Here is a 22617-nt window from a genome sequence, read left to right as displayed (position 1 = left end):
ACTCCCGCGTCTTACCGGACCGTCCCCCTCCGGCGTCCGGATCGCGGAAAGGTGCTTGTAGGCGGCACGCACTTCCCTAGGCTGCGGCGCACAAGCCGTCCCCGCAGTCGAAGGAGCCCTGCCATGACCGTCATCGAGCCCGCGCCCGCTCACTCTCCCGTGCCGCCGCTCGCCGCGCGGGCGCGGTCGGTCGGCGGCTCTCCCGTGCGGGACATCCTCGCCGTTACCGCCCGCCCCGAGGTGATCAACTTCGCGGGCGGGCTGCCGGCGCCGGAGCTGTTCGACGCGGAGGGCATCGCGGCCACGTACCGGGCCGTGCTCGCCGAGGAACCCGCGCGGGCGTTGCAGTACTCCACGACCGAGGGCGAGCCCACGCTGCGGGCCGCGCTCGCCGAGCGCACCACGGCACGCGGACTGCCCACCGCTGCCGACGACCTGCTCGTCACCACCGGCTCCCAGCAGGCCCTCTCGCTCCTCGCCACCGCGCTGCTCGAACCCGGCGACACCGTCCTCGTCGAGAACCCCTGCTATCTGGCGGCCCTGCAGGCGTTCGGCTTCGCCGGAGCGCGGGTCGTGCCCGTGCCCGGCGACGAGCGGGGCGTCGATCCCGAGGCGCTGGAGGAACTCGTGGTGCGCGAGCGGCCCAAGCTGCTCTACACCGTGCCCACCTTCCAGAACCCCACCGGCCGCACGCTGCCCGCCGAGCGGCGCGCCGCCGTGGCCGCGGTCGCCGCCCGGCGCGGGCTGTGGATCGTCGAGGACGACCCCTACGGGGAGTTGCGCTACGACGGTGAGCGCGTGCCGTGGATCGCCTCCCACCCGGGCGCCGAGGACCGTACGGTCCTGCTCGGCAGCTTCTCCAAGGTGATGGCGCCCGGTCTGCGGCTGGGCTGGCTGCGCGCGCCCGGCGAGCTGCGGCGCGCCTGTGCCGTCGCCAAGCAGGCCGCCGACCTGCACACGCCGACCGTCAACCAGCTCGCCGCGGCCCGGTACCTCGCCGACCACGACCTGGACGCCCACGTCACGCGTGTCGCCGGCGTGTACCGCGAACGCCGGGACGCCATGCTCGCGGCGCTGCCCGGTGCGCTGCCCGAGGGGTCGGTCTGGAACCGGCCCGAGGGCGGCATGTTCCTCTGGGCGCGCCTGCCGGAGCCGTACGACACGACGGCCCTGCTGCCACAGGTCGTGCGGCACGACGTGGCCTACGTCCCCGGCGCTCCCTTCTACGCCGGCACGCCCGATCGCACGGCCCTGCGGCTGTGCTTCGTGACGCAGACGCCGGAGGAGATCCAGGAAGGGCTGCGGAGGCTGGGCAAGGGGCTGCGGGCCGGCACGACGGGGGCTCCGGCCTAGGCCGTGTCCGCAAAGTCCCGCCTGCCCCGCGACGCGACCTAGGACCAACGGCGGAGCGGCAGTTCGGGCTGTGGGCCGCCGACGGGGCGGGTCGGGTGTGATTACGGTGACGTCATGCCCGAGTCCATACCGTTCGACCTTGACGTGTATCTCCGGCGGATCGGATGGGAGAGGGAGCGGCGGGCCGACGCCGCCACCCTGCGCGGAGTGCATCTGGCGCACATGCGGGCCATTCCGTTCGAGAACCTCGACGCGCTGCGCGGCAGGGCCCCCTCCCTCGATCCGGCCGACCTGATGGCCAAGCTGGTCCACAGTCGGCGCGGCGGCTACTGCTACGAGCACAACACCTTGTTCGCCTGCGCCTTGGAGGTACTGGGCTTCCGCGTGACCCTGCTGGCCGCGCGGGTGGTCGTCGGCGTCGGCGCCGACAGCATCGCGAGCCGGCCACGCACCCACATGGCGTTGCTGGCCGAGGTCCCCGGCGAACCGCGGCCGTACCTCGCGGACGTCGGCTTCGGGGCGATCGGCGCACTGCTGGAGCCGGTGCCCCTGGTCGCGGACGTGGAGTTCGCCGGGGCCGGGCGGCGGCACCGCCTGGTGCACATGCCGCACGACGGACCACTGGAGATGTGGCTGCTTCAGGCCCACGACCCGGGGAAGGGCGACTGGAGCAGCCAGTACGCCTTCACCCTGGAGCCCTTCGAGAAGCCCGACTACGACGTCATCAACTGGCACATCGCGACCAACCCGCGCTCGCCGTTCAGCCAGCGCCTCTACGTGCAGCACCTCAGCGCGACCCGACACCTCCTGCTCGACGGCCGGCTCCTCACGCGGACCGGCTGCGACGGGACGGTCACCGAGCGGGAGGTGACCGGTGAGGCGGAGGTACGGCGGCTCCTGGAGGAGGAGTTCGGCATCACAGCGCCGGAGGGGATGACGCTGCCTTAGAGGACAGGGGCTGGCCTAATCTCTCTCTACGGTTCTCCCATGACCACTTCCCCGGAGAAGACGGACCTGTCGCAGGCACTCGCGGAGCAGCGGGAGTTGCTGCTGATCACCGTGCGCGGACTCACCGACGCGCAGGCCGCGCAGCGTACGACCGTCAGTGAGCTGACCCTGGGCGGGATCGTGAAGCATCTCGCCCAGGGCGAGGAGGCGTGGACGCGGATCATGGTCGAGGGGGACGGTGAACTGCCCGACGGCATGCTGGACCTGGGGCAGTACCGGATGGCCGAGGGCGACACGATCGCCGGGCTGGTGGAGCGGTACGAGGCGGCTGCCCGGGCGACCGACGAGGCCGTGGCCGGACTGCCGGACCTGGGGCACAGGGTGCTGCTGCCGACGACTCCGTGGTCGCCGCCGGAGCCCCAGCACTGGTCGGCGCGCCGGATCCTGCTGCACCTGATCAGGGAGACGGCCCAGCACGCCGGGCACGCGGACATCGTCCGGGAGACGCTCGACGGCGCCAGCACCACCGCCCAGCGCTGAACGGGCGGCCCGTCAGACGCGGGCGTCGAAGCACTCGCGGCTGCCTCCCGTCACCGGGCGGAAGCAGGCCCGCACGGTCGTGCCGGGGCGGGCTTCGGTCATGGGCGTGTAGACGTAGGACTGGGCGGCCATGCCGTCCGTGATCTCGGCGGCGTGCGGACGGCGGCCTGCGTCGGTCCTGTTCAGCTCCAGCCGGTCGCCGATCCGCGTGCTCCACATCCGGGCCCAGCCGGCCTCGCACTTGTCGCTGTAGCGCAGTTCGAGCTGGGCTCCGGTGGACGTGCGGTGCGAGGCGAGGGTGAGCGGGGCGTCGCCGCATCTCATCCGCATCGGGCTCTTGCCCTCGCAGGTGGCTCCACTGCAGCGGGGTGCCGGGGCGGACGGGGGCGGCGGGGACGGCCGGGTGTCGCCGGACTGGCCCGCGAGGAGGACCAGGGCCACGGACAGGCCGCCGGCCGCTGTCGCGCACACCGACGCGAGGATGGCCAGGAGTACGCCCCTGCCGCCGGGGGCAGGCCTTCGGGCGTCCGCCTCCGGGGGCGCGGGCGGGTCCGTGGGTGCCGTCGCCGTGGGTGTCGTCGGTGCCGCCCGGCCGCTCCACTCCGACTCCGCCAGTTCCCACAGCGCCAGACACCGGCCCTCCGGTTCCCCCGCGAGGCGGCACAGTTCCTGGACCGCCTCGCGCGGCGGGAGCGTCCTGCCGTTGAGGTAGCGCTCCCAGGAGGACTTGCTGAAGGTGGTCTTCGCCGCGAGGGCCGCCAGGCTCAGGCCCGTGCCCGTCCTCAGCTCCCGCAGCGCGGAGGCGAGCCGGGCGCGTTCGGGAGGCAGCGGGCCGGGCGGTGTCCGCGTCATTCCCGCAGGGCCTTCCAGGTGTGCGGGCCGATGATGCCGTCCACGACCAGGTGCGCCCGCTTCTGCAGGTCCCTGACCGCGCCTTTCGTGTGCGGGCCGAAGATGCCGTCCACGGCGCCCGGCGAGAGGCCCGCCTCGCGCAGCAGGCACTGTGCCTCGGCCACCTCCGGTCCGGCGTGGCCCTCGGCCAGGACGGCCTTCATGGTGCGGCTGTTGCCCGCGTACCAGCGGCCCTCGATCCGCTCCGCCCGGCAGGTGTACCGGGGCCGGTCCGACTCCTCGGGCGACCCCGGTGCCGTCGTGGCGGAGGCGGTGAGGCCGGCCGTCGCCGCTCTGTCCTCGCCGTCCGTGAGCCGTACGGCCAGCAGGACCGAGGCGACCACGGCCAGCACCAGGGCCACCGATCCGGCGGTGAGCGTGATGCGCAGCGCCCGGCCGTGGGGGCCGGGTGCGCCGGCTGCGGGTTCTGTTCCGGGCTCGGTTCCCGGCTCGGTTCCGGCTGTCTCGCCCTGTCTGCCGGCCAGGCCCGCCCGGTCGGCCTCGTCCCCCCGCTCTGCCGGGTCCGTCCCCTTGCCCCACGCCTCGGTGGCGACCTCATGCAGGGCGAGGAGGCGGGTCGGGTCGTCGCCGCCGAGCCGGGCCATCGCCTCGACGGCCTCCCTGGGCGGGAGCGACCTGCCGGCCAGGTAGCGCTCCCAGGACGACGTGCTGTACCCCGTCTTGGCCGCGAGCTGGCGCAGGCTCAGTCCGCTGTGATCCTTCACCCGGCGTAATCGCACCACCAACTGCCGTACGCACGGGTCGAGTTCTTCGGGCAGCCCTTTCCAACGCGACATGTTCCCCCCACTCGCGTTCGTGGACCGTGGTCAGTGGTCCCGTCACCGCCGCATTCTGCATCAGCATCCACGCGGTGCCCCATACATCGGTTCCCGCTCTCCCCGCCGCCCCCTACCGATTCGGCCACACCCCGCGGCGACCGTCCCGCCACGTCGTCCCGGCGGACGGTGTCGCCGCAGGTCAGGGCGTGGGACGTCCCGTCAGGACGTCACTTCCGCGGCGACTGTGGCGGCTCCGGGTCCCCGGGCCGCAGTCTCGTTGCCACGCAGCACCCAGAGCACTCGCAACCATCGGAGGGGAATTCATGCGAGCACTCACGAAGACACTCGTCTGTGCCACCACCGCCATCGGGATCGCCGTCGGGGGCCTGGCGACCGCCGGTCCCGGTGCCGCGGCGGAGACGCGGCCGGCGGCGAGCGCCGAGGTCAGCCCGCTCGCGGTCGTCAACCTCGGCCTGACGACCGGGGAGGCCAAGAAGGTCCAGCGTGTCCTGAAGGAGCACTGGCAGTACAAGGGCAAGATCGACGGGAAGCTCGGCACCGACAGCTGGAAGGCCTTGCAGCGCTTCCTCAAGAAGAACTACGCCTACAAGGACAAGATCGACGGGAAGGTCGGCCCGAACACGGTGAAGGCGCTTCAGCGCTGGCTGAAGGCCAAGTGGGGGTACAAGGGCAAGATCGACGGCGACCCCGGCGCGGGGACCCGGGCCGCGTTCAAGCGCATGGCGAACGCCTGCCCCAACTGCTGATCCGGCACCGCCGGTTCCGTCAACGGACCGCGGCCCGTCCTCCCCGCGGGGGAGAGGACGGGCCGCACCCGTACGCGGGGGCGGGGCATGGGCCGCACCCGTCAGCGCGAGCGTTCCGCCAGGGTCAGCAGCAGGTGCGCGGACTCCGGCCGCAGGAAGTCGGAGTGGGCGCCCGAGGGATGCAGCCGGGTACGGCGGCTGCCGCGGTAGAGCCAGTCGGCGTCCACGTTGACCAGCCGGTGATCCAGGTCGGTGTGCCCGTAGACCTCGGACGTCGGCAGCAGCTTGGTCGTGAACTGCGCGACCGGTGCCGCACCGGCGCCCGAGTGGCCGATTCCGGGTGCCTTTTCGGCGCGCAGATGCCAGAAGCCCGTGGCCCGGTCCCAGCGCGAGTGCGTCAGGACGAGCGGCCCGCGCAGCGGTGCGCCGGGGTGCCCGTCGCGCGGGAACAGCGTGCCGAAGTACCGGACGAAGGCGTCACGCGGGGCGGCCATCTGGAAGACCAGGGCGCTGTCCACGGTGAACGGGCGGCGGGGATCGTGCGGTGTGCTCCAGCCGAGCACGGGAGGCTTCTCGGCGGCCCGCTGCACCGCCTCGCACAGGAACCGGCCGCCGAAGGAGTGCCCGACGAGATGCAGGAACTGTCCGTGCTGGTTGGCGAGGACCGAGGGTCCCGTCGGATCGGTGCGTTCGGTGTCGAGATAGCCGAGCAGGTGGCCGAGGACGTACGGGGCGTGCCCGGTGCCGTCGGCGCTCATCGCGTGGGCCCGGTCGCGGATGCGGCGGTAACCCCTGAGCGTGGGCAGGCTGGAGGACGGCCAGCGCACCACCACGCACCAGGGGCGGTAGCCCTCCTTCAGTCCCGGATAGCGGTCCGGCGCCGCCTCGTACAGGTCCAGGGACTGCCGCAGCAGGCGCTGGGCGGTCCGGGTGGCGCTGCTCGGCGCGGTCTGCCAGCCGTGCACGTACACGTGGATGTCGGTCGCCCAGCGCGGGACGGCCAGGCTCCGCGCCAGATGCTCGGCGACGCGGCCGGCCGGCACGGGCACCGCGCTGCCCGGTGGTGTCAGCCGGCCCTTGTCGTCCAGGTCGATCTCGACGGGCGCGGGCAACCGGGTCCGCGGGCCGGTCACGAGGCGAGCCTCAGCCGGCTGTCGATGCCGCAGTGCAGCGAGTAGGCCAGGGCGAGCGGGTTGCGGAACTCCGAGGCGAAGCGCCGCACCAGCAGCCGGCTTATCTCGCCGGCGGTGTAACGGCCGGTCAGATACAGGTCGAGGAAAGCGTACGCGTACTCGGTCGCGAACTCCTGGGGCATGTCGATCTGCGGGGCCAGGACGCCGTCCGCACCCATGTCGATCAGTTCCTGCCCGAGGTGCTTCAGCCTGCCGGGAGCCGCCGCCCGTGCCGTGCCGCAGGCGTTGAGCAGGACGAACGGCTTGAACCTGGCCCGGGAGTCATGACGGAACCGGCGCCGTTTCCGCGACACCACCGGCCCGTCGATGTGCTCGTCGTCGGAGAGCCGGATGGACAGGCCCGGGGTCGACGGGCCGCTTTGCACCATGCGGCCGTGGCACCAGAAGTACATGACGTCCTCGTTGAGCACCGGCCCCGCCAGAGCGTGCAACAGGTCGCTGCCACGGGAGCGCACGATCAGCCGCGAGCGCTGCTCCAGAAGCTTGTGCACCTCACGCGCGCGGCCGACGCGGTCCAGGGAGTCGTCCTTGTTGAGGCTGGTGGTGGCCAGGTCGCGCCGGCCGAGCGGGGCGTGGTCCCAGGGATAGCCGGTGGTGGTCTGCTCGACCTGGTGCCGGTGGCCCAGGAACGCCTCCCAGGGCGTGGCACACGTCGCGGGATCCACGGCGAGCATGGGCCACGGCAGATACAGCTGGGAGTCGAAGCTGATCCGCAGCGTCTCCTTGCCGGCGAGGGCGGTCAGCAGGAACTCGCGGAAGCGGCCGAGGTCGTAGCCGCTGCCGTGGAGCATCACGTCGAGCAGGTCGTACCCCTCGTCGGCCAGCTTCGCCGTCACCGACTCGGCCCGGTCGGCGAGTTCGCTGAGGTCGGCGGTCTCCGCGAAGGGCCGGCTGCCGACCCGCGCCCCGGACTCGTCGCCCTCGCTCCGGTAGTACACCACCAGGTCGTGCCACCGGTTGCGCAGGCGGTCCGCCCGCTCCAGCAGGTCGTCGGGGGAGACCTCCAGCGGTGCCTCGTGCCAGCGCGGGAACGCCGGGGCCGGGGACGCGTCCGGGGCGCAGGCGAGGATCGTCAGCACCTTCTCGCTGGAGCGGTACAGCTTCACCCGCAGTTCCGCCGGCGGTTCCCCCTCCGGCGGACGCGGTGTGCTCCCGGGCTGCGGCGGCACCCCCGTGAAGCCGTGGGAGGGGTCCCTCAGTACCTCCACGGCCAGATCCTGCGGCATCCGGGTCAGTCCTCCCTGGCACCCTGCACGTGGACAACGGTCTTCAGCTCCTGCAACACCAGCCCCGAGGCGTGGTCGTACAGCGTGAACCGGACGTCGTGGGCGCCCGGCACGGGGGCGGACAGGGTGAAACGCGTGGGCGCGCCGCCGGGGTCGTACTCGGCCGTGGCCGGGTCGACCGTGGTCGCCGTGGGACAGCTGACGGCCACCAGCAGCCGGGGCGGCACGGCCGCCGCCGTACCGTCCTCCCGCTCGAGCCCGACCTCGATCGTGACGGGCCGGCCGGCGGTCACGTCGTCCGTGAGCAGCGTCAGCCGGGCCCGCCAGGCCGGCCGTGCGGTGCGCAACCGCCAGCGCAGCTCCTCCGTGTCGGGGTGGTCCGGGCCGAACGTCCGCTCCCAGCGCGCCAGCAGCTCCTCGTACGACGGCGCCGCGTCCGGGTCGTCGGCCTCCAGACAGGCGAAGGCCAGCTCGGCCAGGCTCTCCAGGGTGTCCGGATGGTCCGGGCCGAACATCCGGGCGCGTCCGGCGTGCACGGCCTTCAGCAGGGCCACCGCGGCAGCGGGATCACCCGCGTCGGAGAGAGTGTGGGCGAGTTGTGTCGCGAGGGTGGGGAGGAAGTCGCCGAACCGGACGGCGAACCTCTCGACGAGCACGCCCAGGCGGAGGACCTCGTCGTCCTCCACCTCCGCCGGTCCGCCGGTCGAGGCCGGCTCGCCCTCCCGCGCGGCTGCCTGGTGATGGACACCGGCGACGTCGTCGACCGCCTCCGGATAGTCCAGTCGAGCCCGCAAGAGCGCGGTGCGGCGCAGCAGGTCCCGCAGCACCTCAAGCGCCTGCTCCGGCTCGTCCGCCTGGGCCAGGGCGTGCGCCAGCACCGGCAGCACGTCCAGGGTGCGCCGGTGGACCGGACCGAACAGCTCGGTGGCGTCGTCGACCAGACTCCGCGCCCACCGCACCGCATCGTCCGCCGGACCGGTGTCCGCCGTCAGCCACGCGAGGTTGCCGCGCACCGAGAACGTCGTCTCGTGTTCCTCGGGGAGGACCTCCTCGCACTGTTTCAGGAGCTCCTCGAAGACCGCGGCCGCGCGATGCGGATCGCCCGCCTCCCAGCAGGCGCGTCCCAGGAGATCGCGGCATCCGAGGGTCTCGGGGTGCTGCGGGCCCCGTATGCGGGTGCTGTCGTCGACCAGCGCCACGGCGTCCCGTACGCTCAGCACGCGCTGGCCGGCTCGGCGCCGTGCCGAGACCAGGTCCCGGCGCGCGTCCAGGACCGCGCTGTGGTCGGGACCGTGTACTCGGGCGCAGTCGTCCACGAGCGATGCCCGCAGCCGCAGCTCGTGGGCGACGTCACCCGCCTCGCTGTGCGCGGCGGCGAGAAAGGCGCGGGCGGTGAGCGTATTCGGGTGGTCCGGGCCGACGACCCGGGTGGAATCGGCGACCAGGCTCGCGGCGGTCGCGACGGCCCGGTCGGCGGTGGACGACCCCAGCCAGACCCAGGCGATGGAGCGCCGAAGGGCGAGGGTCTCGGGATGATCGGGACCGAGCAACCGCTCGTGGTCCCGCAGCAGTGCGTCCAGGTCCCGCAGCGCGCCCGCCCGGTCCCCGGTGTACTCCCGCCAGCGGGCCAGCATGGTGCGGTCGTCGAAATCCCGCGGGCTGTCGGCCCCGTGGAACCGAGCGAGATCGTTCACCAGGTCCTGGCCGAGCACGACCGCCCGTGCGTGATCGCCCTGCTCGGTGAAGGAGGCCACCAGCAGGGACCTGGTCGTCAGCGTCTCGCCGTGGTCCGCTCCCTGCAAACGAGTCCGGTCCTCCACCAGCCCTTCGAACGCGACGATCGCCCGCCGATACGCCCCGAACGACATCCACGCGTACGCCAGCCACGTGCGTGCGCTCAGTGTCGTGACGTGGTCACGGCCTCGCACCCGAGCACAGTCGGCGACCAGCTGGTCGGCGAGGCGGGCGGCGCGGCAGTAGTCGCCCGACGCACAGTACGCACTGACCAGATCGAGGCGGACAGCGAGCACCTGCGGGTGGTCGGCCCCGAGCAGACGCCTGCGCTCCTCGAGCACCAACTCCAGCGTGGCGAGCGACAACTGGTGCCGCCCGGCCGCCTGCTGCACCAGGCCCAGATCCCGCCGGGCGCGCAGCGTGCGCGGATGATCGGCCCCCCAGATGCGGGCCCACGCCTCGACGGCTTCCTCGTACAGGGCGATGGCCCGGTCATGCCGCTCGGCGGCCGAGCAGGCGTCCGCCAGGTTCTCCAGCGTGAGCAGCGTGTCCGGGGCATGGTCGCCCAGCAGCCGGCGGCGGTCGGCGAGCAGTTCGGTGAACCCCGCGATCGCGCCCTCGTGGTCGTCGGCGGCCAGCCGGGCCAGCGCCAGGCCGTTGCGGGCGTTCAGCGTCGCCTGCGCCTCCGCGCCCAGAACCCGGGCCCGGGCCTCGACCAGTTCCTCGTAGACCGAGATCGCGCGCTGATGCTGTTCCGCCGAACGGAAGACCCAGGCACGCCAGCTGCTGGTCTCCAGCGTGTCCGGATGGTCCGCACCCTGCACGCGGGTCCGGTCGGCCAGGAGCGCGTCGAACACCTCGCCCGCCCCGTCGTACTCGCCGGCCGAGTGGTAAGTAGCGCCCAGCCACAGTCGCATGCCGAGCGTCAGGGGGTGATCGGGGCCGTAGACCCGCTCGTAGACCTCCACGAGCTCGTCGTACAGCTCCAGCGCCCGCGCGTAGCGCTCCTCCTCGGCGAACACCTGGGCGAGGGAGTGGCGGATCGAGAGGACGCGCGGATGGTCCGGGCCCAGGAGCGGTTCCATGTCCCGGAGCAGGTGCTCCAGTTCCGCGACCGCGCGCGGGTGGTCGCCCGCCCGCTGGCGGGTGCGGGCCAGGGACTCGCGTGTGGCGAACACATCGGGGTGCTCCGGGCCGAGGACCCGGGTGCGGTCCCGCAGCAGCTCATCGAACACCTCGATGGCGGCCGGGAGATCGGAGGCCTCGCGGAGGACGTAGGCCAGATGGGCGCGCGCGGTGAGGGTCGCCGGGTGATCGCCGCCCTGTTCGCGGGTGCGGTCCGCGACGAGCGCCCGGTGCTCTCGCACCGAGCGGGCGTGGTCCCCCATGAGCTGCCGGGTGAAAGCCAGCGCTTCCCGTGCCCGCAGCGTGTCCGGGTGGTCCGGGCCCCGCACCCGCGCGTAGTCGGCGATCACCGCCTCGTAGCCCGCGACCGCCCGGGCGTAGTCGGCCCGCTCCCGGTGGGTCTGCGCGATGTCGTCGCGGTAGTCCAGGGTCGAGGGGTGGTCCGGGCCCTGGATACGGGCGCTGTCCGCCGCCAGCGACTCGAACTCGGGCAGCGCCGCCTCCGGTCCGTGGGCCTCGGCCAGCTCGTACGCCAGGTCCTTGCGGCTGCGCAGGGTGTCCGGATGGTCCGGGCCCTGCACGCGCTCCCGGGCGGCGACCACCTCCCGGTACAGGGCCACCGCCCGGCGCGGATCGCCCGCGGCGGAATGCGCGGCGGCCAGCCAGCCGCGGCTGGTGAGCGTGTCGGGATGGTCGGGGCCGTGCTCGCGCTGCCGGTCCTCGACCGCCTGCTCGTACAGGGCCAGCGCGGTGCGGTGGTCACCGGCCTCACGGTGGGCGTAGGCGAGGTTGGTGCGGCTGGCGAGCGTGTCCCGGTGCCCCGTCCCGAGGAGACGCTCCCGGTCGGCCACGACCGCCGCGAACTCCTCCACGGCGTCCTGGTACCGGCCCGCGGTCTGGAGCGCGTAGGCCAGGTTGTTGCGGCTGCCGAGCGTGTCCGGGTGCTGCTCGCCCTGGGTCCGGCGGCGGTCCGCCACGACGGCCGTGAGCTCCTCGACCGCGCGCATCACATCGCCCGCCTTGCGGTGCGCGTACGCCAGCCGCTCCCGGGCGGCCAGGGTCTCCTGCGCGTCCGGGCCGCACCGCTGGCGCCGGTCGAGATAGACGTTCTGGCACAGCCGGACCGCCCGCGCCGGGTCCCCGGCCTTCGCGTGCAACTCCGCCAGGCGGTCCCGATGGTCGAGCGTCGCGTCGTCGTCGACGCCGAGCAGCGCCTCGCTGCCCTCTACGGCCTGTGTCATCAGCGGGATCGCCAGGACGTGCTGCTCGCGCGCCACCAGCTCGTCGGCACCCCGCCGGTACATCTCGACCGCCTCGGCGGCGGGTTCCGCGGCCGGTCCCGTCTCGGCGAGCGCCTGGACGTGGATCAGCAGCCGCCGTACGCGCTCGGCCGGGGCGCCGGACAGCTCCGCGGCCAGCGCCCGCTCGGCCAGGTCGCGTGCCTCGGGTACCTCGGGCGGCTCGGCGTGGCGCAGCGTCTGCTGAACGAGGCGGTGCAGGGTGAGGCCCTCGGGTCCGGATGTGATCAGGTGGTAGTCCCGGAGCGCGTCGAGCGCCTCCTCGACCTCGCGCTCGGGCAGGCCCAGATGCCGCAGCACCTCGCGCGGCGTCGCCTCCGGGGCGTACCAGGCCAGCGTGTGAAGCAGCGGCACGGCCATGGGGCGACGGGAGCGGAGGGACTCCAGGCTGGTGCGCCAGATCTGGGCGATCGTACGGCCCGAGCGGCCCGCCCCGTCGTTGAGCACGGCGTCCGGGACGCGGGCCAGTTTCGCCTGGTAGTCGGCGAATCCGAGGCCGGTCTCCCGCAGGTAGGCGCCCGCCTGCGTGAGCGCCAGGGGCAGATGTCCCAGGTTCTCGGCGAGCCGCGCGGCCTGCTCCCGTTCGGCGGCGGAGCGGTCGCCCCGGCCGGCCGTCGCGCACAGCAGGTCGACGGCCTCCCAGTGGTCCAGCACGTCCAGGCTGACCAGGCGGGCCCCCTCGGGCCAGCCGGTGCGGCACCGGCTGGTGACCAACTGGTGGCCACGGTCGAGGAGCCGGCCAAGGAACGGGGTGAGATGCTCGGGCCGCTCCACGTTGTCGTACACCAGGAGCCAGCCGGAGTGCGCCTCCAGCCAGGTCAGCGCCCACTCCGTGCGCTCCTTGGCCGTCGCCCCGCGGGCCCAGTCCGGGTGAAGGCGCAGGGCCAGCTCGCCGAACCCGGAGGCGATCTGCTCCTCGCTCTCGGCGGTGATCCACCACACCAGCCGGTACTCGTCGCTCTGGTGGGCGTAGCGCAGCGCCAGGGCGGTCTTGCCGATCCCGCCGAGACCGCTCACCGCGGTCGCGACCGTCTGCGTGACGACTCCGCCGCCGGACAACAGGGAGGCGCGTAAGCGGTCCAGGTCGTCGATGCGGCCGACGAAGGGCGCCGACGGCAGCACGGGCAGGTTGTCCAGCCGGGCGGGCGGCTCGATCGTCAGGGCGGCGGCCTTCGCCGCGTCCGGCAGCACCGTCGTGTGCTTTTCGGTGTGCGGATTGCCGCCCGGGCGGAAACGGCCGATGCCCTGCCCCGGTACGGCCAGGTCACGCTCGAGGACGGCAGCCCCGGCGGCCCGCGACTCCTCGGAGATGATCATGACTCCCCCGTGCCCCCGATCACCCGCTCCGTCTCCGGTGCGTCCTCCGCCCGCGGTGCTGGAGGAATATACAACTGTACTGGGGTGAAAGGGAGTTGTCACCGGTGTGGGGTGGCGACGCGGACGTCGGCCACCCCACGGGGTCAGAACCGCTCGGGCGTCACAGCCGCTCGGGCGTCCGGATGCCCAGCAGGGACATGCCCCGGTGCAGCGTGCGGGCCGTGATGTCGCAGAGGAACAGGCGGTTCTCGATCTGCTCGGGCGACTCGGCCTTCAGGACCGGGCACTTGTCGTAGAACGTCGTGTACAGCGAGGCCAGCTGGTACAGGTACGCCGTCAGCTTGTGCGGGGCGTACTCCGCCGCCGCCTCCGCCACCGTCGCCGCGAACGAGTCCGCGTGCAGACCCAGCGCGCGCTCCGCCTCGTGCAGGTCCAGCTCCGGGTGCGCGACCGGGCGGGCCTCGCCGGCCTTGCGCAGGATCGACTGGATACGGGCGTAGGCGTACTGGAGGTAGACGGACGTGTCGCCGTTCAGCGAGACCATCTGGTCCAGGTCGAACTTGTAGTCGCGGTTCGCCGACGTCGACAGGTCCGCGTACTTCACCGCGCCGATGCCCACCTGCGTGCCCCGCTCGGCGATCTCCTCCTCGGAGAGGTCCTGCGCCTTCTCCCGCACCACCGCCGAGGCACGGTCGATCGCCTCGTCCAGCAGGTCGACCAGGCGGACCGTCTCGCCCTCACGGGTCTTGAACGGCTTGCCGTCCTTGCCGAGGACCGTGCCGAAGGCCAGCTGCACCGCCTTGACGTCCTCGTTCAGCCAGCCCGCCCGGCGGGCCGTCTCGAAGACCATCTTGAAGTGCAGCGACTGACGGGCGTCCACCACGTACAGCAGCGTGTCCGCCTTGAGGGTGAACACGCGGTCGCGGATCGCCGACAGGTCGGTCGCCGCGTAGCCGTAGCCGCCGTCCGACTTCTGGACGATCAGCGGGACCGGCTTGCCGTCCGGGCCCTTGATGTCGTCGAAGAAGACACACAGCGCGCCCTCGGAGCGGACCGCGACGCCCGACTCCTCCAGCAGGCGGCAGGTCTCCGCGAGCATGTCGTTGTAGCCGGACTCGCCGACGATGTCCGCATCCCGGATCTCCATGTCCAGCTTCTCGAAGACGGAGAAGAAGTAGATCTTCGACTCGTCCACGAACTTCTGCCACATGGCCAGCGTCTGCGGGTCACCCGCCTGGAGGTCGACCACCCGGCGGCGGGCCCGCGTCTTGAACTCCTCGTCCGCGTCGAAGACCTTGCGGGCGGCCTTGTAGAGGCGGTCGAGATTCGACATCGCCTCCTCGCCGGAGACCTCGCCGGCCTTGTGGTCCAGCTCGTGCGGGTGCTCCTCCAGGTACTGGATGAGCATGCCGAACTGGGTGCCCCAGTCGCCGATGTGGTGACGCCGGACCACGCTCTCGCCGGTGAACTCCAGCAGCTGCGCCACCGAGTCGCCGATCACCGCGGAGCGCAGGTGACCGACGTGCATCTCCTTCGCCACGTTCGGCTGGGCGTAGTCGATGACCGTGGTGCCCGGCTGCTCGGCGTACGGCACGCCGAGGCGGCCGGTGTCGTCCGCGTAGCGCGCGGCGAGGGTCTCGGTGATCGCCCGGTCCGTGATCGTGATGTTCAGGAAGCCGGGGCCGGAGACCTCGACCTCCGTGATCACGTCACCCGACTCGACCCGGGAGACGACCTCCGTCGCCAGCTCCCGCGGGTTCGCCTTCTCCTTCTTCGCCAGGGCCAGGATCCCGTTGGCCTGGAAGTCCGCCCGGTCGCTTCGTCGCAGCAGCGGGTCCGCGGAGCCGGCCTGCGGCACGGCCGCCGACAGGGCCGCCGCGAGGCGCTGGTGGACGGAGTCGCTGAGGGACGTGACCGAGGCCATAGGAAGGGGTGCCGTTCTCCTCGAGGGAATCGATAGACACGGCCAGTATCCCATGGGGGTAAAGCCGTTTTTCCGGGCGCGAGGGGTCTGGGACAATGGTGCGGTCAGCCGTGCGACCGTACCGGCTGCCCGATGCAGAAAGAAGGACGTGCCGATCGTGGCTCAGAGCACCGAGACCACCGACTGGGTCTCCCGTTTCGCGGATGAGGTCATCGAGGAGTCGGAGCGTCGGGCCCCGGGCAAACCCGTCGTCGTCGCGTCCGGCCTCTCGCCGTCCGGCCCCATCCACCTCGGGAACCTGCGCGAGGTCATGACCCCGCACCTCGTCGCCGACGAGATCCGCCGCCGGGGGTACCAGGTGCGGCACCTGATCTCCTGGGACGACTACGACCGCTACCGCAAGGTGCCGGCGGGGATCGCGGGCGTCGACGAGTCGTGGGCCGAGCACATCGGCAAGCCGCTGACGTCCGTCCCGGCCCCGAAGGGCTCCTCCCACCCCAACTGGGCCGAGCACTTCAAGGCCGCGATGATCGAGTCGCTGGCCGAGCTGGGCGTGGAGTTCGACGGGATCAGCCAGACCGCGCAGTACACCTCCGGCGTGTACCGCGAGCAGATCCTGCACGCCATGAAGCACCGCGGCGACATCGACGCGATCCTCGACCAGTACCGCACGAAGAAGGCCCCGGCCAAGAAGCAGCAGGGGCAGAAGCCCCTCGACGAGGCCGAGCTGGAGGCCGCCGAGGGCTCCGGCGCGGCCGCCGAGGACGACGGCAGCTCCGGTTCCGCCGGGTACTTCCCGTACAAGCCGTACTGCGGCAACTGCGAGAAGGACCTCACCACCGTCACCTCCTACGACGACGACTCCACCGAGCTGACCTACGCCTGCACCGCGTGCGGCTTCTCCGAGACGGTCCGGCTGAACGAGTTCAACCGCGGCAAGCTGGTCTGGAAGGTCGACTGGCCGATGCGGTGGGCGTACGAGGGCGTCGTGTTCGAGCCCTCCGGCGTCGACCACTCCTCCCCGGGGTCCTCCTTCCAGGTCGGCGGGCAGATCGTCGGGATCTTCGGCGGCAAGCAGCCCATCGGCCCGATGTACGCCTTCGTCGGCATCTCCGGCATGGCCAAGATGTCCTCCTCGAAGGGCGGCGTGCCCACCCCGGCCGACGCCCTGAAGATCATGGAGCCGCAGCTCCTGCGCTGGCTGTACGCCCGACGCAGGCCCAACCAGTCCTTCAAGGTCGCCTTCGACCAGGAGATCCAGCGGCTCTACGACGAGTGGGACCGGCTCGACGCCAAGGTCGCCGACGGCAGCGCCCTGCCGGCCGACGTCGCCGCGCACTCGCGTGCGGTGCGCACGGCCGCCGGTGAGCTGCCGCGCACACCCCGGCCGCTGCCGTACCGGACGCTGGCGTCCGTCGCGGACATCACCGCCGGGCACGAGGACCAGGCGCTGCGGATCCTCAGCGAGCTCGACCCGGAGCAGCCGCTGACCTCGCTCGACGAGGCGCGGCCGCGGTACGACAAGGCCGAGGCCTGGATCAACACGCACGTGCCGGCCGAACAGCGGACGATCGTGCGCGACGAGCCGGACGCGGAGCTGCTGAAGTCACTCGACGAGCAGGGGCGGGAGTCGCTGCGGCTGCTGCTCGACGGGCTGGCCGACCACTGGTCGCTCGACGGCCTGACGCACCTCGTATACGGCGTGCCGAAGGTGCAGGCCGGGTTCCCGGCCGACGCCACGCCGAAGGAGCTGCCGCCGGAGATCAAGACCGCGCAGCGGTCCTTCTTCGCCCTGCTGTACCACCTGCTGGTCGGGCGGGACACGGGGCCGCGGCTGCCGACGCTGCTGCTGGCGGTCGGGCAGGAGCGGGTGCGGGCCCTGCTCGGGGACTAGCCGCCGGTGTCGAAGGAAGGGGCCCTGTTCGCAGGGCCCCTTCCTTCATGTCGTCATGCCTTCATGTCGTCATGCGATGTGGTCCTCTTCCAGTTCCGCCGTGTGGCGCTTCTGGAAGCGTTCCACCAGGGTCTTCAGGACGCTGGGACTCAGCGTCGTCCCGTAGGTCGCCTGGATGTTGTCGCCGAGGGCACGGGGTGTGGGGTAGCTGCCGTCGATCGACTGACGGAACACCTGGTAGTACGACTCCTCGTCCGGCTCGGGAGCGGGCGGGGTGCCGCCGCCGTCGCCCAGTTCCCGGGTGCGGTTGGGGCCCACCGGGATGGGGAAGCTGCCGGTGTCCTCCGGGGCGGGTTCCTGCTCGTACTGGGTCTGGTACTGCTCGGCTTCTTGTTGTTCCGCGATCCACTGGGCGTACTGCTCCGCCGGATCGTAGTCGGGGTCGTAGCCGCCCTGGTATTCGACCGCGCGGGGGGTGTTGAACCAGGGGCTCTGGTCTGGCTCCGGGGCGTTGACCGGTTGCTCGGCGTCTTGGTTGCTCTCGAGTTGCGGGCGCTGCTCGCCGGGAGGTGCCGCTCGCTGTGGGACGGGCGCCGCCCCAGCGGCACGACCGCCCGCAGCCATGCCTGTGTCCGGCTGCGGCGGCGGGGGGATCAAGGCGGGCTCTATGCCTGCCGCTGCCAGGCCCGCCGGGGCCGTTTCCGCCAGGGGGACGCCGTAGCGGGCCAGGCGCAGCGGCATCAGCGATTCCACCGGGGCCTTCCTGCGCCACGCCCGGCCGAAGCGGGAACGCAGCCGGGCCTGGTAGACGAGACGTTCCTGCTCCAGCTTGATGACCTGCTCGTAGGAGCGGAGTTCCCAGAGCTTCATGCGGCGCCACAGGAGGAACGTCGGGACGGGGGAGAGCAGCCAGCGGGTGAGGCGGACCCCCTCCATGTGCTTGTCGGCCGTGATGTCGGCGATCCGGCCGATCGCGTGACGGGCCGCCTCGACCGAGACCACGAACAGGATCGGGATCACCGCGTGCATGCCGACACCGAGCGGATCCGGCCAGGCCGCCGCGCCGTTGAAGGCGATCGTCGCCGCTGTCAGGAGCCAGGCCGTCTGGCGCAGCAGCGGGAAGGGAATCCTGATCCAGGTGAGGAGCAGGTCCAGGGCCAGCAGGACGCAGATGCCCGCGTCGATACCGATCGGGAAGACGTAGGAGAAGTTCCCGAAGCCCTTTTTCAGGGCCAACTCGCGGACGGCCGCGTACGAACCGGCGAAGCCGATGCCGGCGATGATCACGGCGCCGGCCACGACCACACCGATGAGAACGCGGTGCATCCGGGTCAGCTGTAGTGGCGCGGCCACCCGTACTCCCCTCCCCTTGCGTGTTGTTGCGCGCAACAGGGTGGCACATGTGTGCGGAGGACGGGTGGCCGGTTCCGGTCGGGGCTGCTCAGCTCTTCGCCGCGGGCTTCTTCGACGGCGACGTCGAGGCGTCCTTCGCGGGCTCCTCGGACGCACCCTCGGAGGCCGACTTCGACGGCGACTTGGACGCCGGGCTCGACGGGGCCTTGGAGGGGGTCTTGGACGGGGCGCCGCTCGCCTTGCCGCCGCCCGCGCCGTTCGCCTCGGACACCGCCGCCACGGCCTCCTTGGCGGCCTTCTCGGCGTCCTTCATCAGGTCATCGGCGCTCGGGCTCTTGTCGCCGGCCAGGCCCGCGCCGTTGTAGTCGAGGGTGACGACGACGTTCTCGACGCGCGCCACGACCGTCTGCTGCTTGAAGGTGCCTTCCTTCTTCTTCAGCTCGTAGCGCACGGCCGTCGCCTCGTCGCCGGTCCCGGGCACCGGCTCCGACTTGGTGCTCTTGGCACCCGCCACGGCCTGGGCGTCCTGGACCTGCTTCTCGAAGTACTCCTGGGCCAGCTTGTCGGCCGGGCCGCGGGTGACGTCCGACTCGAAGCGCAACAGCGACACGTTCAGCCAGCGGAACTGCGAGCCCTTGACGCCGTTGTTGTCGAGGCTGTTCCAGGAGCAGTTGGCGCGGGTCGAGATGTCGTCCGACTTGCCCTCCTTGCCGGACTTGCCCTCCGGCACGAGGTCCTTCAGCGTCTTCTTCGACAGCGTCTTGCAGGGCTCCGGGAGCTTGCCGTACGCCGCCGCCTCCACGGTCGGTGAGGGGCTCGCGGACGCCGAGGCGGCGGCCTTCGCGGCCTTGTCCGTGCTGTCGCCGGAGCCGGAGTCCGAGGAGCAGCCGGCGGCGACCAGCATCACGGGGACGGCGGCCGCGCAGACAAGGACGCGGTTGACTCGCTTCGCTCGCTGTTCTCGCTGCTCTCGCTGTGCTCGTCGCTGCATGGTTCCTTCACTCATGACGCTCGTGGTTCCTGCGGTCGGAACGGGTCCGAGTGGTCACGGTACGCGGTGAGGCAGCGGTGTGTTCTTCCTTCGGGAGCTTTGCGGGTACGCGTGAAGGGGGCGTGAAGGGGCCTCAGTCGCTCAGCGAATCAGCCAGCTGCGAGGCCAGTTTCCGGGCCCTGTCCTGCATTTCCTTGCTGTCCGGGACGACGCCGACGGTGGCCGGCTGCTCGGCGTACTCGATGGTCACGATGACGTTCGACGTGCGGAATGCCACAGTCACCGTCCGCTGCTTGGCCGTCGAACCGGAGCTGCTCAGCTCGTCGTCGAGGAAGGCCTCCTCGCCGACCTCCTCCAGGACGCGGGGCTGCAGCTCGGTCGGGGCGACGGAGGCCGATGCCGGGGGTGAGGAGCTGCCGGACGGGGACGGGGAGCCGCTCGGAGCGGGGGTGGCGCCCCCGGCCGGCGTGCTGCCCGGGGCCGCCGACTCGGTGGCGGTCGGCTCGGGCAGGTGGGCCGCCGCCTCCTTCTCCGCGAAGAGCTGCTCGGCCAGGCTGTCGTCACTGACCGCGTTGTCGTAGGAGACGACCCGTTCGAAGTCGACGAGCAGATGGTCGGTGGCCTGTTGCGCATCGACCTTCCACTGGCAGCCGACCTTGCGGTCGGTGTCGTACGTGACCGTCGCCTCGCCCTCGTACGCCTTCTCGCGCTGCTCCTCGTCGGTGATCTGCCCGATCCCGGGCAGGAGTTCGTCGAGGGAGCTCTGGCCGACGGCGCCGCAGGGCTCGGGCAGCGTGCGGTACTTGCCCGGCTCGGCGGCGGCCGAGGCCGTGCCCGTGTCGCCCGGGACGGAGTCGTCCGTCGCGCCGCCGTCGCCCGAGCTGCCGGTGCAGCCGGCCAGCAGGGCCGCGAGGAGCGCGGCGATACCGGGTGCGTACGCCTTCCGTTGCACGTGGTGGCTCCTCTCGACGCGGATATTGGCTTGCCGCCTCGGGGCAGCCGATGAACACAATGTGTATCGCACGCACTGCCGTGGACGCCGGTCCGGATTCCCTTTCGTCGACCTTGGCTCCGGTATTTGCTGTTGGGGACTTCTGTTCTTTTACGGGGGATTGAGGACGCTATGTCGTATGTAGAGATACCTGGTGCGAAGGTACCGATCCGGATGTGGACCGACCCGGCCACGGTCGAGGGCTCCGCTCTCCAGCAGCTCCAGAACGTCGCCACGCTGCCCTGGATCAAGGGCCTGGCCGTCATGCCCGACGTGCACTACGGCAAGGGTGCGACGGTCGGCTCGGTCATCGCCATGAAGGGCGCGGTGTGCCCGGCGGCGGTGGGCGTCGACATCGGCTGCGGAATGTCGGCGGTGAAGACGTCCCTGACGGCGAACGACCTGCCCGGGGACCTGTCGCGGCTGCGGTCGCGGGTCGAGCAGGTGATCCCGGTGGGGCGCGGGATGCATGACGAGCCCGTCGACCCCGGGCGGTTCCACCGTCTGGCCACGGCCGGGTGGGAGGACTTCTGGGGGCGGTTCGACGGGGTGGCGGAGGCGGTCAAGTTCCGTCAGGAACGTGCCACGAAGCAGATGGGAACGCTCGGCGGGGGTAATCACTTCGTCGAGATCTGCACGGACACGACCGGTTCTGTCTGGTTGATGCTCCACTCCGGTTCCCGCAACATCGGCAAGGAGCTGGCCGAGCACCACATCGGCGTGGCCCAGAAACTCCCGCACAACCAGGGCCTGGTCGACCGCGACCTCGCCGTCTTCGTCGCGGACACCCCGCAGATGGCGGCGTACCGCAACGATCTGTTCTGGGCGCAGGAATACGCGAAGTACAACCGCTCGATCATGATGGCGCTCCTGAAGGACGTGATCCGCAAGGAGTTCAAGAAGGCGAAGCCGGTCTTCGAGCCGGAGATCAGCGCGCACCACAACTACGTGGCCGAGGAGCGCTACGACGGGATGGACCTGCTCGTGACCCGCAAGGGCGCGATCCGGGCCGGCTCCGGCGAGTACGGGATCATCCCCGGCTCCATGGGCACGGGTTCCTACATCGTGAAGGGCCTCGGCAACGCCAAGTCCTTCAACTCGGCCTCGCACGGCGCGGGCCGGCGCATGAGCCGCAACGCGGCCAAGCGCCGGTTCTCGACGAAGGACCTGGAGGAGCAGACGCGGGGCGTGGAGTGCCGCAAGGACTCCGGCGTCGTGGACGAGATCCCGGGCGCCTACAAGCCGATCGAGCAGGTCATCGACCAGCAGCGGGACTTGGTGGAGGTCGTGGCGAAGCTGAAGCAGGTCGTCTGTGTGAAGGGTTGACCGGTCCTATGTCGGCGCGTGCAGCACCGCGTAGATCATGACGAACGCCACGATGTGGATGCCGAAGAGGAAGTAGGCGAGCCACCACCACATGTGGCGTTCGTTCTTCGTCTCCTGGGTGAGGCGCTGTTGTTCCCGGTCCCGTTGCTGTTCCGGGTCTCCTCCGGCATCCGGCATCACAGGTCCCGGTGGACCTTCGTGTTGGAGGCCTGGGCGCGGGGGCGCAGGACGAGGAGGTCGACGTTGACGTGGCTGGGGCGGGTGACCGCCCAGGTGATCGTGTCGGCGACGTCGTCGGCCGTGAGGGGCTCGGCGACGCCCTCGTAGACCTTGGCCGCCTTGTCCTCGTCGCCGCCGAAGCGGGTCAGGGCGAACTCGTCCGTCTTGACCATGCCGGGGGCGATCTCGATGACGCGGACCGGCTGGCCCACGATCTCCAGGCGCAGCGTCTCGGCGAGGACGTGCGCGCCGTGCTTGGCGGCGACGTAGCCCGCGCCGCCCTCGTAGGTGCCGTGGCCCGCGGTGGAGGAGACGACCACGACCGTGCCGTCGCCGCTCGCGATCAGCTTGGGCAGCAGGGCCTGGGTGAGGTTGAGCGTGCCGATGACGTTCGTCTCGTACATCTGGCACCAGTCGGCCGGGTCGCCGGTCGCGACCGGGTCGGCGCCGAGCGCGCCGCCCGCGTTGTTGACCAGCACGCCGATCGTCTTGAAGGCCGTGGCGAACTCGTCGACCGCGGCGCGGTCGGTGACGTCGAGGGCGTACGCCGTGGCCTGGTGGCCCGCCTTGGTGATCTCCTCCGCCAGCGCCTCGATGCGGTCCTTGCGGCGGGCGGTGAGGACGACGCGGTACCCCGCGGCGGCGAGCTGCCTGGCCGTGGCGGCGCCGATTCCGCTGCTCGCACCGGTGACGACGGCGATGCGGGAGGCTGCGGACGGGGCGGCGGTGGCCATGGGAGCTCCTCGGA

Annotated in this window: 17 protein-coding genes; 6 read left to right on the top strand and 11 right to left on the bottom strand. The window is 71.7% G+C overall.

What is annotated here, in order from left to right; translation table 11 throughout:
• Window positions 1-123 precede the first annotated feature (123 nt).
• From AC07F0_RS35310 to AC07F0_RS35300, 3 genes are all read left to right on the top strand, one after another.
• A complete protein-coding gene (locus AC07F0_RS35310) occupies window positions 124-1353 on the top strand; it encodes an aminotransferase-like domain-containing protein (protein WP_478984007.1) in 1230 nt (409 codons plus the stop codon).
• A 114-nt stretch (window positions 1354-1467) separates the two neighbouring features.
• The gene (locus AC07F0_RS35305) at window positions 1468-2301 is read left to right on the top strand and encodes an arylamine N-acetyltransferase family protein (protein WP_478984006.1); all 834 of its coding nucleotides are present in this window, start codon (window positions 1468-1470) and stop codon (window positions 2299-2301) included.
• Between the two features lie 39 nt (window positions 2302-2340).
• Window positions 2341-2841, top strand: coding sequence for a DinB family protein (locus tag AC07F0_RS35300; RefSeq protein WP_478984005.1), 501 nt, complete (start codon window positions 2341-2343; stop codon window positions 2839-2841).
• A 12-nt stretch (window positions 2842-2853) separates the two neighbouring features.
• Here AC07F0_RS35300 and AC07F0_RS35295 read toward each other — a convergent pair whose 3' ends face one another.
• Together AC07F0_RS35295 and AC07F0_RS35290 are read right to left on the bottom strand one after the other, a co-directional pair.
• Entirely contained in the window at window positions 2854-3693 is an 840-nt protein-coding gene (locus AC07F0_RS35295; protein WP_478984004.1) for a helix-turn-helix domain-containing protein, read from the bottom strand.
• On the bottom strand, window positions 3690-4529 hold the full coding sequence (locus tag AC07F0_RS35290; protein ID WP_478984003.1) for a peptidoglycan-binding protein: 840 nt from the start codon (window positions 4527-4529) through the stop codon (window positions 3690-3692). Before AC07F0_RS35290 ends, AC07F0_RS35295 begins: the two co-directional genes overlap by 4 nt.
• Window positions 4530-4834: 305 nt before the next feature.
• Between AC07F0_RS35290 and AC07F0_RS35285 the strand changes: the two genes are divergently transcribed.
• Complete coding sequence (locus AC07F0_RS35285; RefSeq protein WP_478984002.1) at window positions 4835-5278, top strand: peptidoglycan-binding domain-containing protein; 444 nt, start codon at window positions 4835-4837, stop codon at window positions 5276-5278.
• Window positions 5279-5379: 101 nt separating this feature from the next.
• On the opposite strand, the gene AC07F0_RS35280 is transcribed toward AC07F0_RS35285, so the two are convergent.
• The 4 genes from AC07F0_RS35280 to argS all read right to left on the bottom strand — a co-directional run bounded on the left by AC07F0_RS35280 (window position 5380) and on the right by argS (window position 15095).
• Window positions 5380-6411 (bottom strand): hypothetical protein, encoded by a 1032-nt coding sequence (locus AC07F0_RS35280; RefSeq protein ID WP_478984001.1) that lies wholly within the window; start codon window positions 6409-6411, stop codon window positions 5380-5382.
• Window positions 6408-7697, bottom strand: a complete 1290-nt coding sequence (locus AC07F0_RS35275; RefSeq protein ID WP_478984000.1) for a CHAT domain-containing protein — start codon at window positions 7695-7697, stop codon at window positions 6408-6410. Before AC07F0_RS35275 ends, AC07F0_RS35280 begins: the two co-directional genes overlap by 4 nt.
• A gap of 5 nt (window positions 7698-7702) precedes the next feature.
• Window positions 7703-13171: an FxSxx-COOH system tetratricopeptide repeat protein gene (fxsT, locus tag AC07F0_RS35270; RefSeq protein ID WP_478983999.1), complete on the bottom strand. Its 5469-nt coding sequence runs from the start codon at window positions 13169-13171 to the stop codon at window positions 7703-7705.
• 160 nt (window positions 13172-13331) lie between these two features.
• The gene (gene argS / locus AC07F0_RS35265; protein WP_478983998.1) at window positions 13332-15095 is read right to left on the bottom strand and encodes an arginine--tRNA ligase; all 1764 of its coding nucleotides are present in this window, start codon (window positions 15093-15095) and stop codon (window positions 13332-13334) included.
• Window positions 15096-15243: 148 nt separating this feature from the next.
• Between argS and lysS the strand changes: the two genes are divergently transcribed.
• Window positions 15244-16989, top strand: a complete 1746-nt coding sequence (lysS, locus tag AC07F0_RS35260; RefSeq protein ID WP_478983997.1) for a lysine--tRNA ligase — start codon at window positions 15244-15246, stop codon at window positions 16987-16989.
• 69 nt (window positions 16990-17058) lie between these two features.
• Here lysS and AC07F0_RS35255 read toward each other — a convergent pair whose 3' ends face one another.
• The 3 genes from AC07F0_RS35255 to AC07F0_RS35245 form a co-directional block, all read right to left on the bottom strand.
• A complete protein-coding gene (locus AC07F0_RS35255) occupies window positions 17059-18342 on the bottom strand; it encodes a DUF2637 domain-containing protein (RefSeq protein ID WP_478983996.1) in 1284 nt (427 codons plus the stop codon).
• A gap of 88 nt (window positions 18343-18430) precedes the next feature.
• Window positions 18431-19348, bottom strand: a complete 918-nt coding sequence (locus AC07F0_RS35250; RefSeq protein ID WP_478983995.1) for a DUF3558 family protein — start codon at window positions 19346-19348, stop codon at window positions 18431-18433.
• Between the two features lie 118 nt (window positions 19349-19466).
• Window positions 19467-20285, bottom strand: coding sequence for a DUF3558 domain-containing protein (locus tag AC07F0_RS35245; RefSeq protein ID WP_478983993.1), 819 nt, complete (start codon window positions 20283-20285; stop codon window positions 19467-19469).
• A 171-nt stretch (window positions 20286-20456) separates the two neighbouring features.
• On the opposite strand from AC07F0_RS35245, the gene AC07F0_RS35240 reads away from it, so the two are divergent.
• Window positions 20457-21650, top strand: coding sequence for an RtcB family protein (locus tag AC07F0_RS35240; RefSeq protein ID WP_478983992.1), 1194 nt, complete (start codon window positions 20457-20459; stop codon window positions 21648-21650).
• Window positions 21651-21656: 6 nt separating this feature from the next.
• On the opposite strand, the gene AC07F0_RS35235 is transcribed toward AC07F0_RS35240, so the two are convergent.
• Window positions 21657-21827, bottom strand: a complete 171-nt coding sequence (locus AC07F0_RS35235) for a hypothetical protein (protein ID WP_478983991.1) — start codon at window positions 21825-21827, stop codon at window positions 21657-21659.
• Window positions 21827-22603, bottom strand: coding sequence for an SDR family NAD(P)-dependent oxidoreductase (locus tag AC07F0_RS35230; RefSeq protein WP_478983990.1), 777 nt, complete (start codon window positions 22601-22603; stop codon window positions 21827-21829). The genes AC07F0_RS35235 and AC07F0_RS35230 overlap by 1 nt, the downstream gene beginning before the upstream one ends.
• Window positions 22604-22617 lie beyond the last annotated feature (14 nt).

The organism is Streptomyces sp. NPDC045955, assembly GCF_056430805.1.
The sequence above is the reverse complement of the archived record's forward strand: the minus strand, read 5'-3'. Positions and strand labels throughout refer to the sequence as shown.

What these genes read in the sequence shown, in the direction of transcription:
- AC07F0_RS35310 (WP_478984007.1), top strand. Translation starts at nt 124, where the DNA reads ATGACCGTCATCGAGCCCGCGCCCGCTCACTCTCCCGTGCCGCCGCTC.
- AC07F0_RS35305 (WP_478984006.1), top strand. Translation starts at nt 1,468, where the DNA reads ATGCCCGAGTCCATACCGTTCGACCTTGACGTGTATCTCCGGCGGATC.
- AC07F0_RS35300 (WP_478984005.1), top strand. Translation starts at nt 2,341, where the DNA reads ATGACCACTTCCCCGGAGAAGACGGACCTGTCGCAGGCACTCGCGGAG.
- AC07F0_RS35295 (WP_478984004.1), bottom strand. Translation starts at nt 3,693, where the DNA reads ATGACGCGGACACCGCCCGGCCCGCTGCCTCCCGAACGCGCCCGGCTC.
- AC07F0_RS35290 (WP_478984003.1), bottom strand. Translation starts at nt 4,529, where the DNA reads ATGTCGCGTTGGAAAGGGCTGCCCGAAGAACTCGACCCGTGCGTACGG.
- AC07F0_RS35285 (WP_478984002.1), top strand. Translation starts at nt 4,835, where the DNA reads ATGCGAGCACTCACGAAGACACTCGTCTGTGCCACCACCGCCATCGGG.
- AC07F0_RS35275 (WP_478984000.1), bottom strand. Translation starts at nt 7,697, where the DNA reads ATGCCGCAGGATCTGGCCGTGGAGGTACTGAGGGACCCCTCCCACGGC.
- fxsT (WP_478983999.1), bottom strand. Translation starts at nt 13,171, where the DNA reads ATGATCATCTCCGAGGAGTCGCGGGCCGCCGGGGCTGCCGTCCTCGAG.
- argS (WP_478983998.1), bottom strand. Translation starts at nt 15,095, where the DNA reads ATGGCCTCGGTCACGTCCCTCAGCGACTCCGTCCACCAGCGCCTCGCG.
- AC07F0_RS35250 (WP_478983995.1), bottom strand. Translation starts at nt 19,348, where the DNA reads ATGAGTGAAGGAACCATGCAGCGACGAGCACAGCGAGAGCAGCGAGAA.
- AC07F0_RS35240 (WP_478983992.1), top strand. Translation starts at nt 20,457, where the DNA reads ATGTCGTATGTAGAGATACCTGGTGCGAAGGTACCGATCCGGATGTGG.
- AC07F0_RS35235 (WP_478983991.1), bottom strand. Translation starts at nt 21,827, where the DNA reads ATGCCGGATGCCGGAGGAGACCCGGAACAGCAACGGGACCGGGAACAA.
- AC07F0_RS35230 (WP_478983990.1), bottom strand. Translation starts at nt 22,603, where the DNA reads ATGGCCACCGCCGCCCCGTCCGCAGCCTCCCGCATCGCCGTCGTCACC.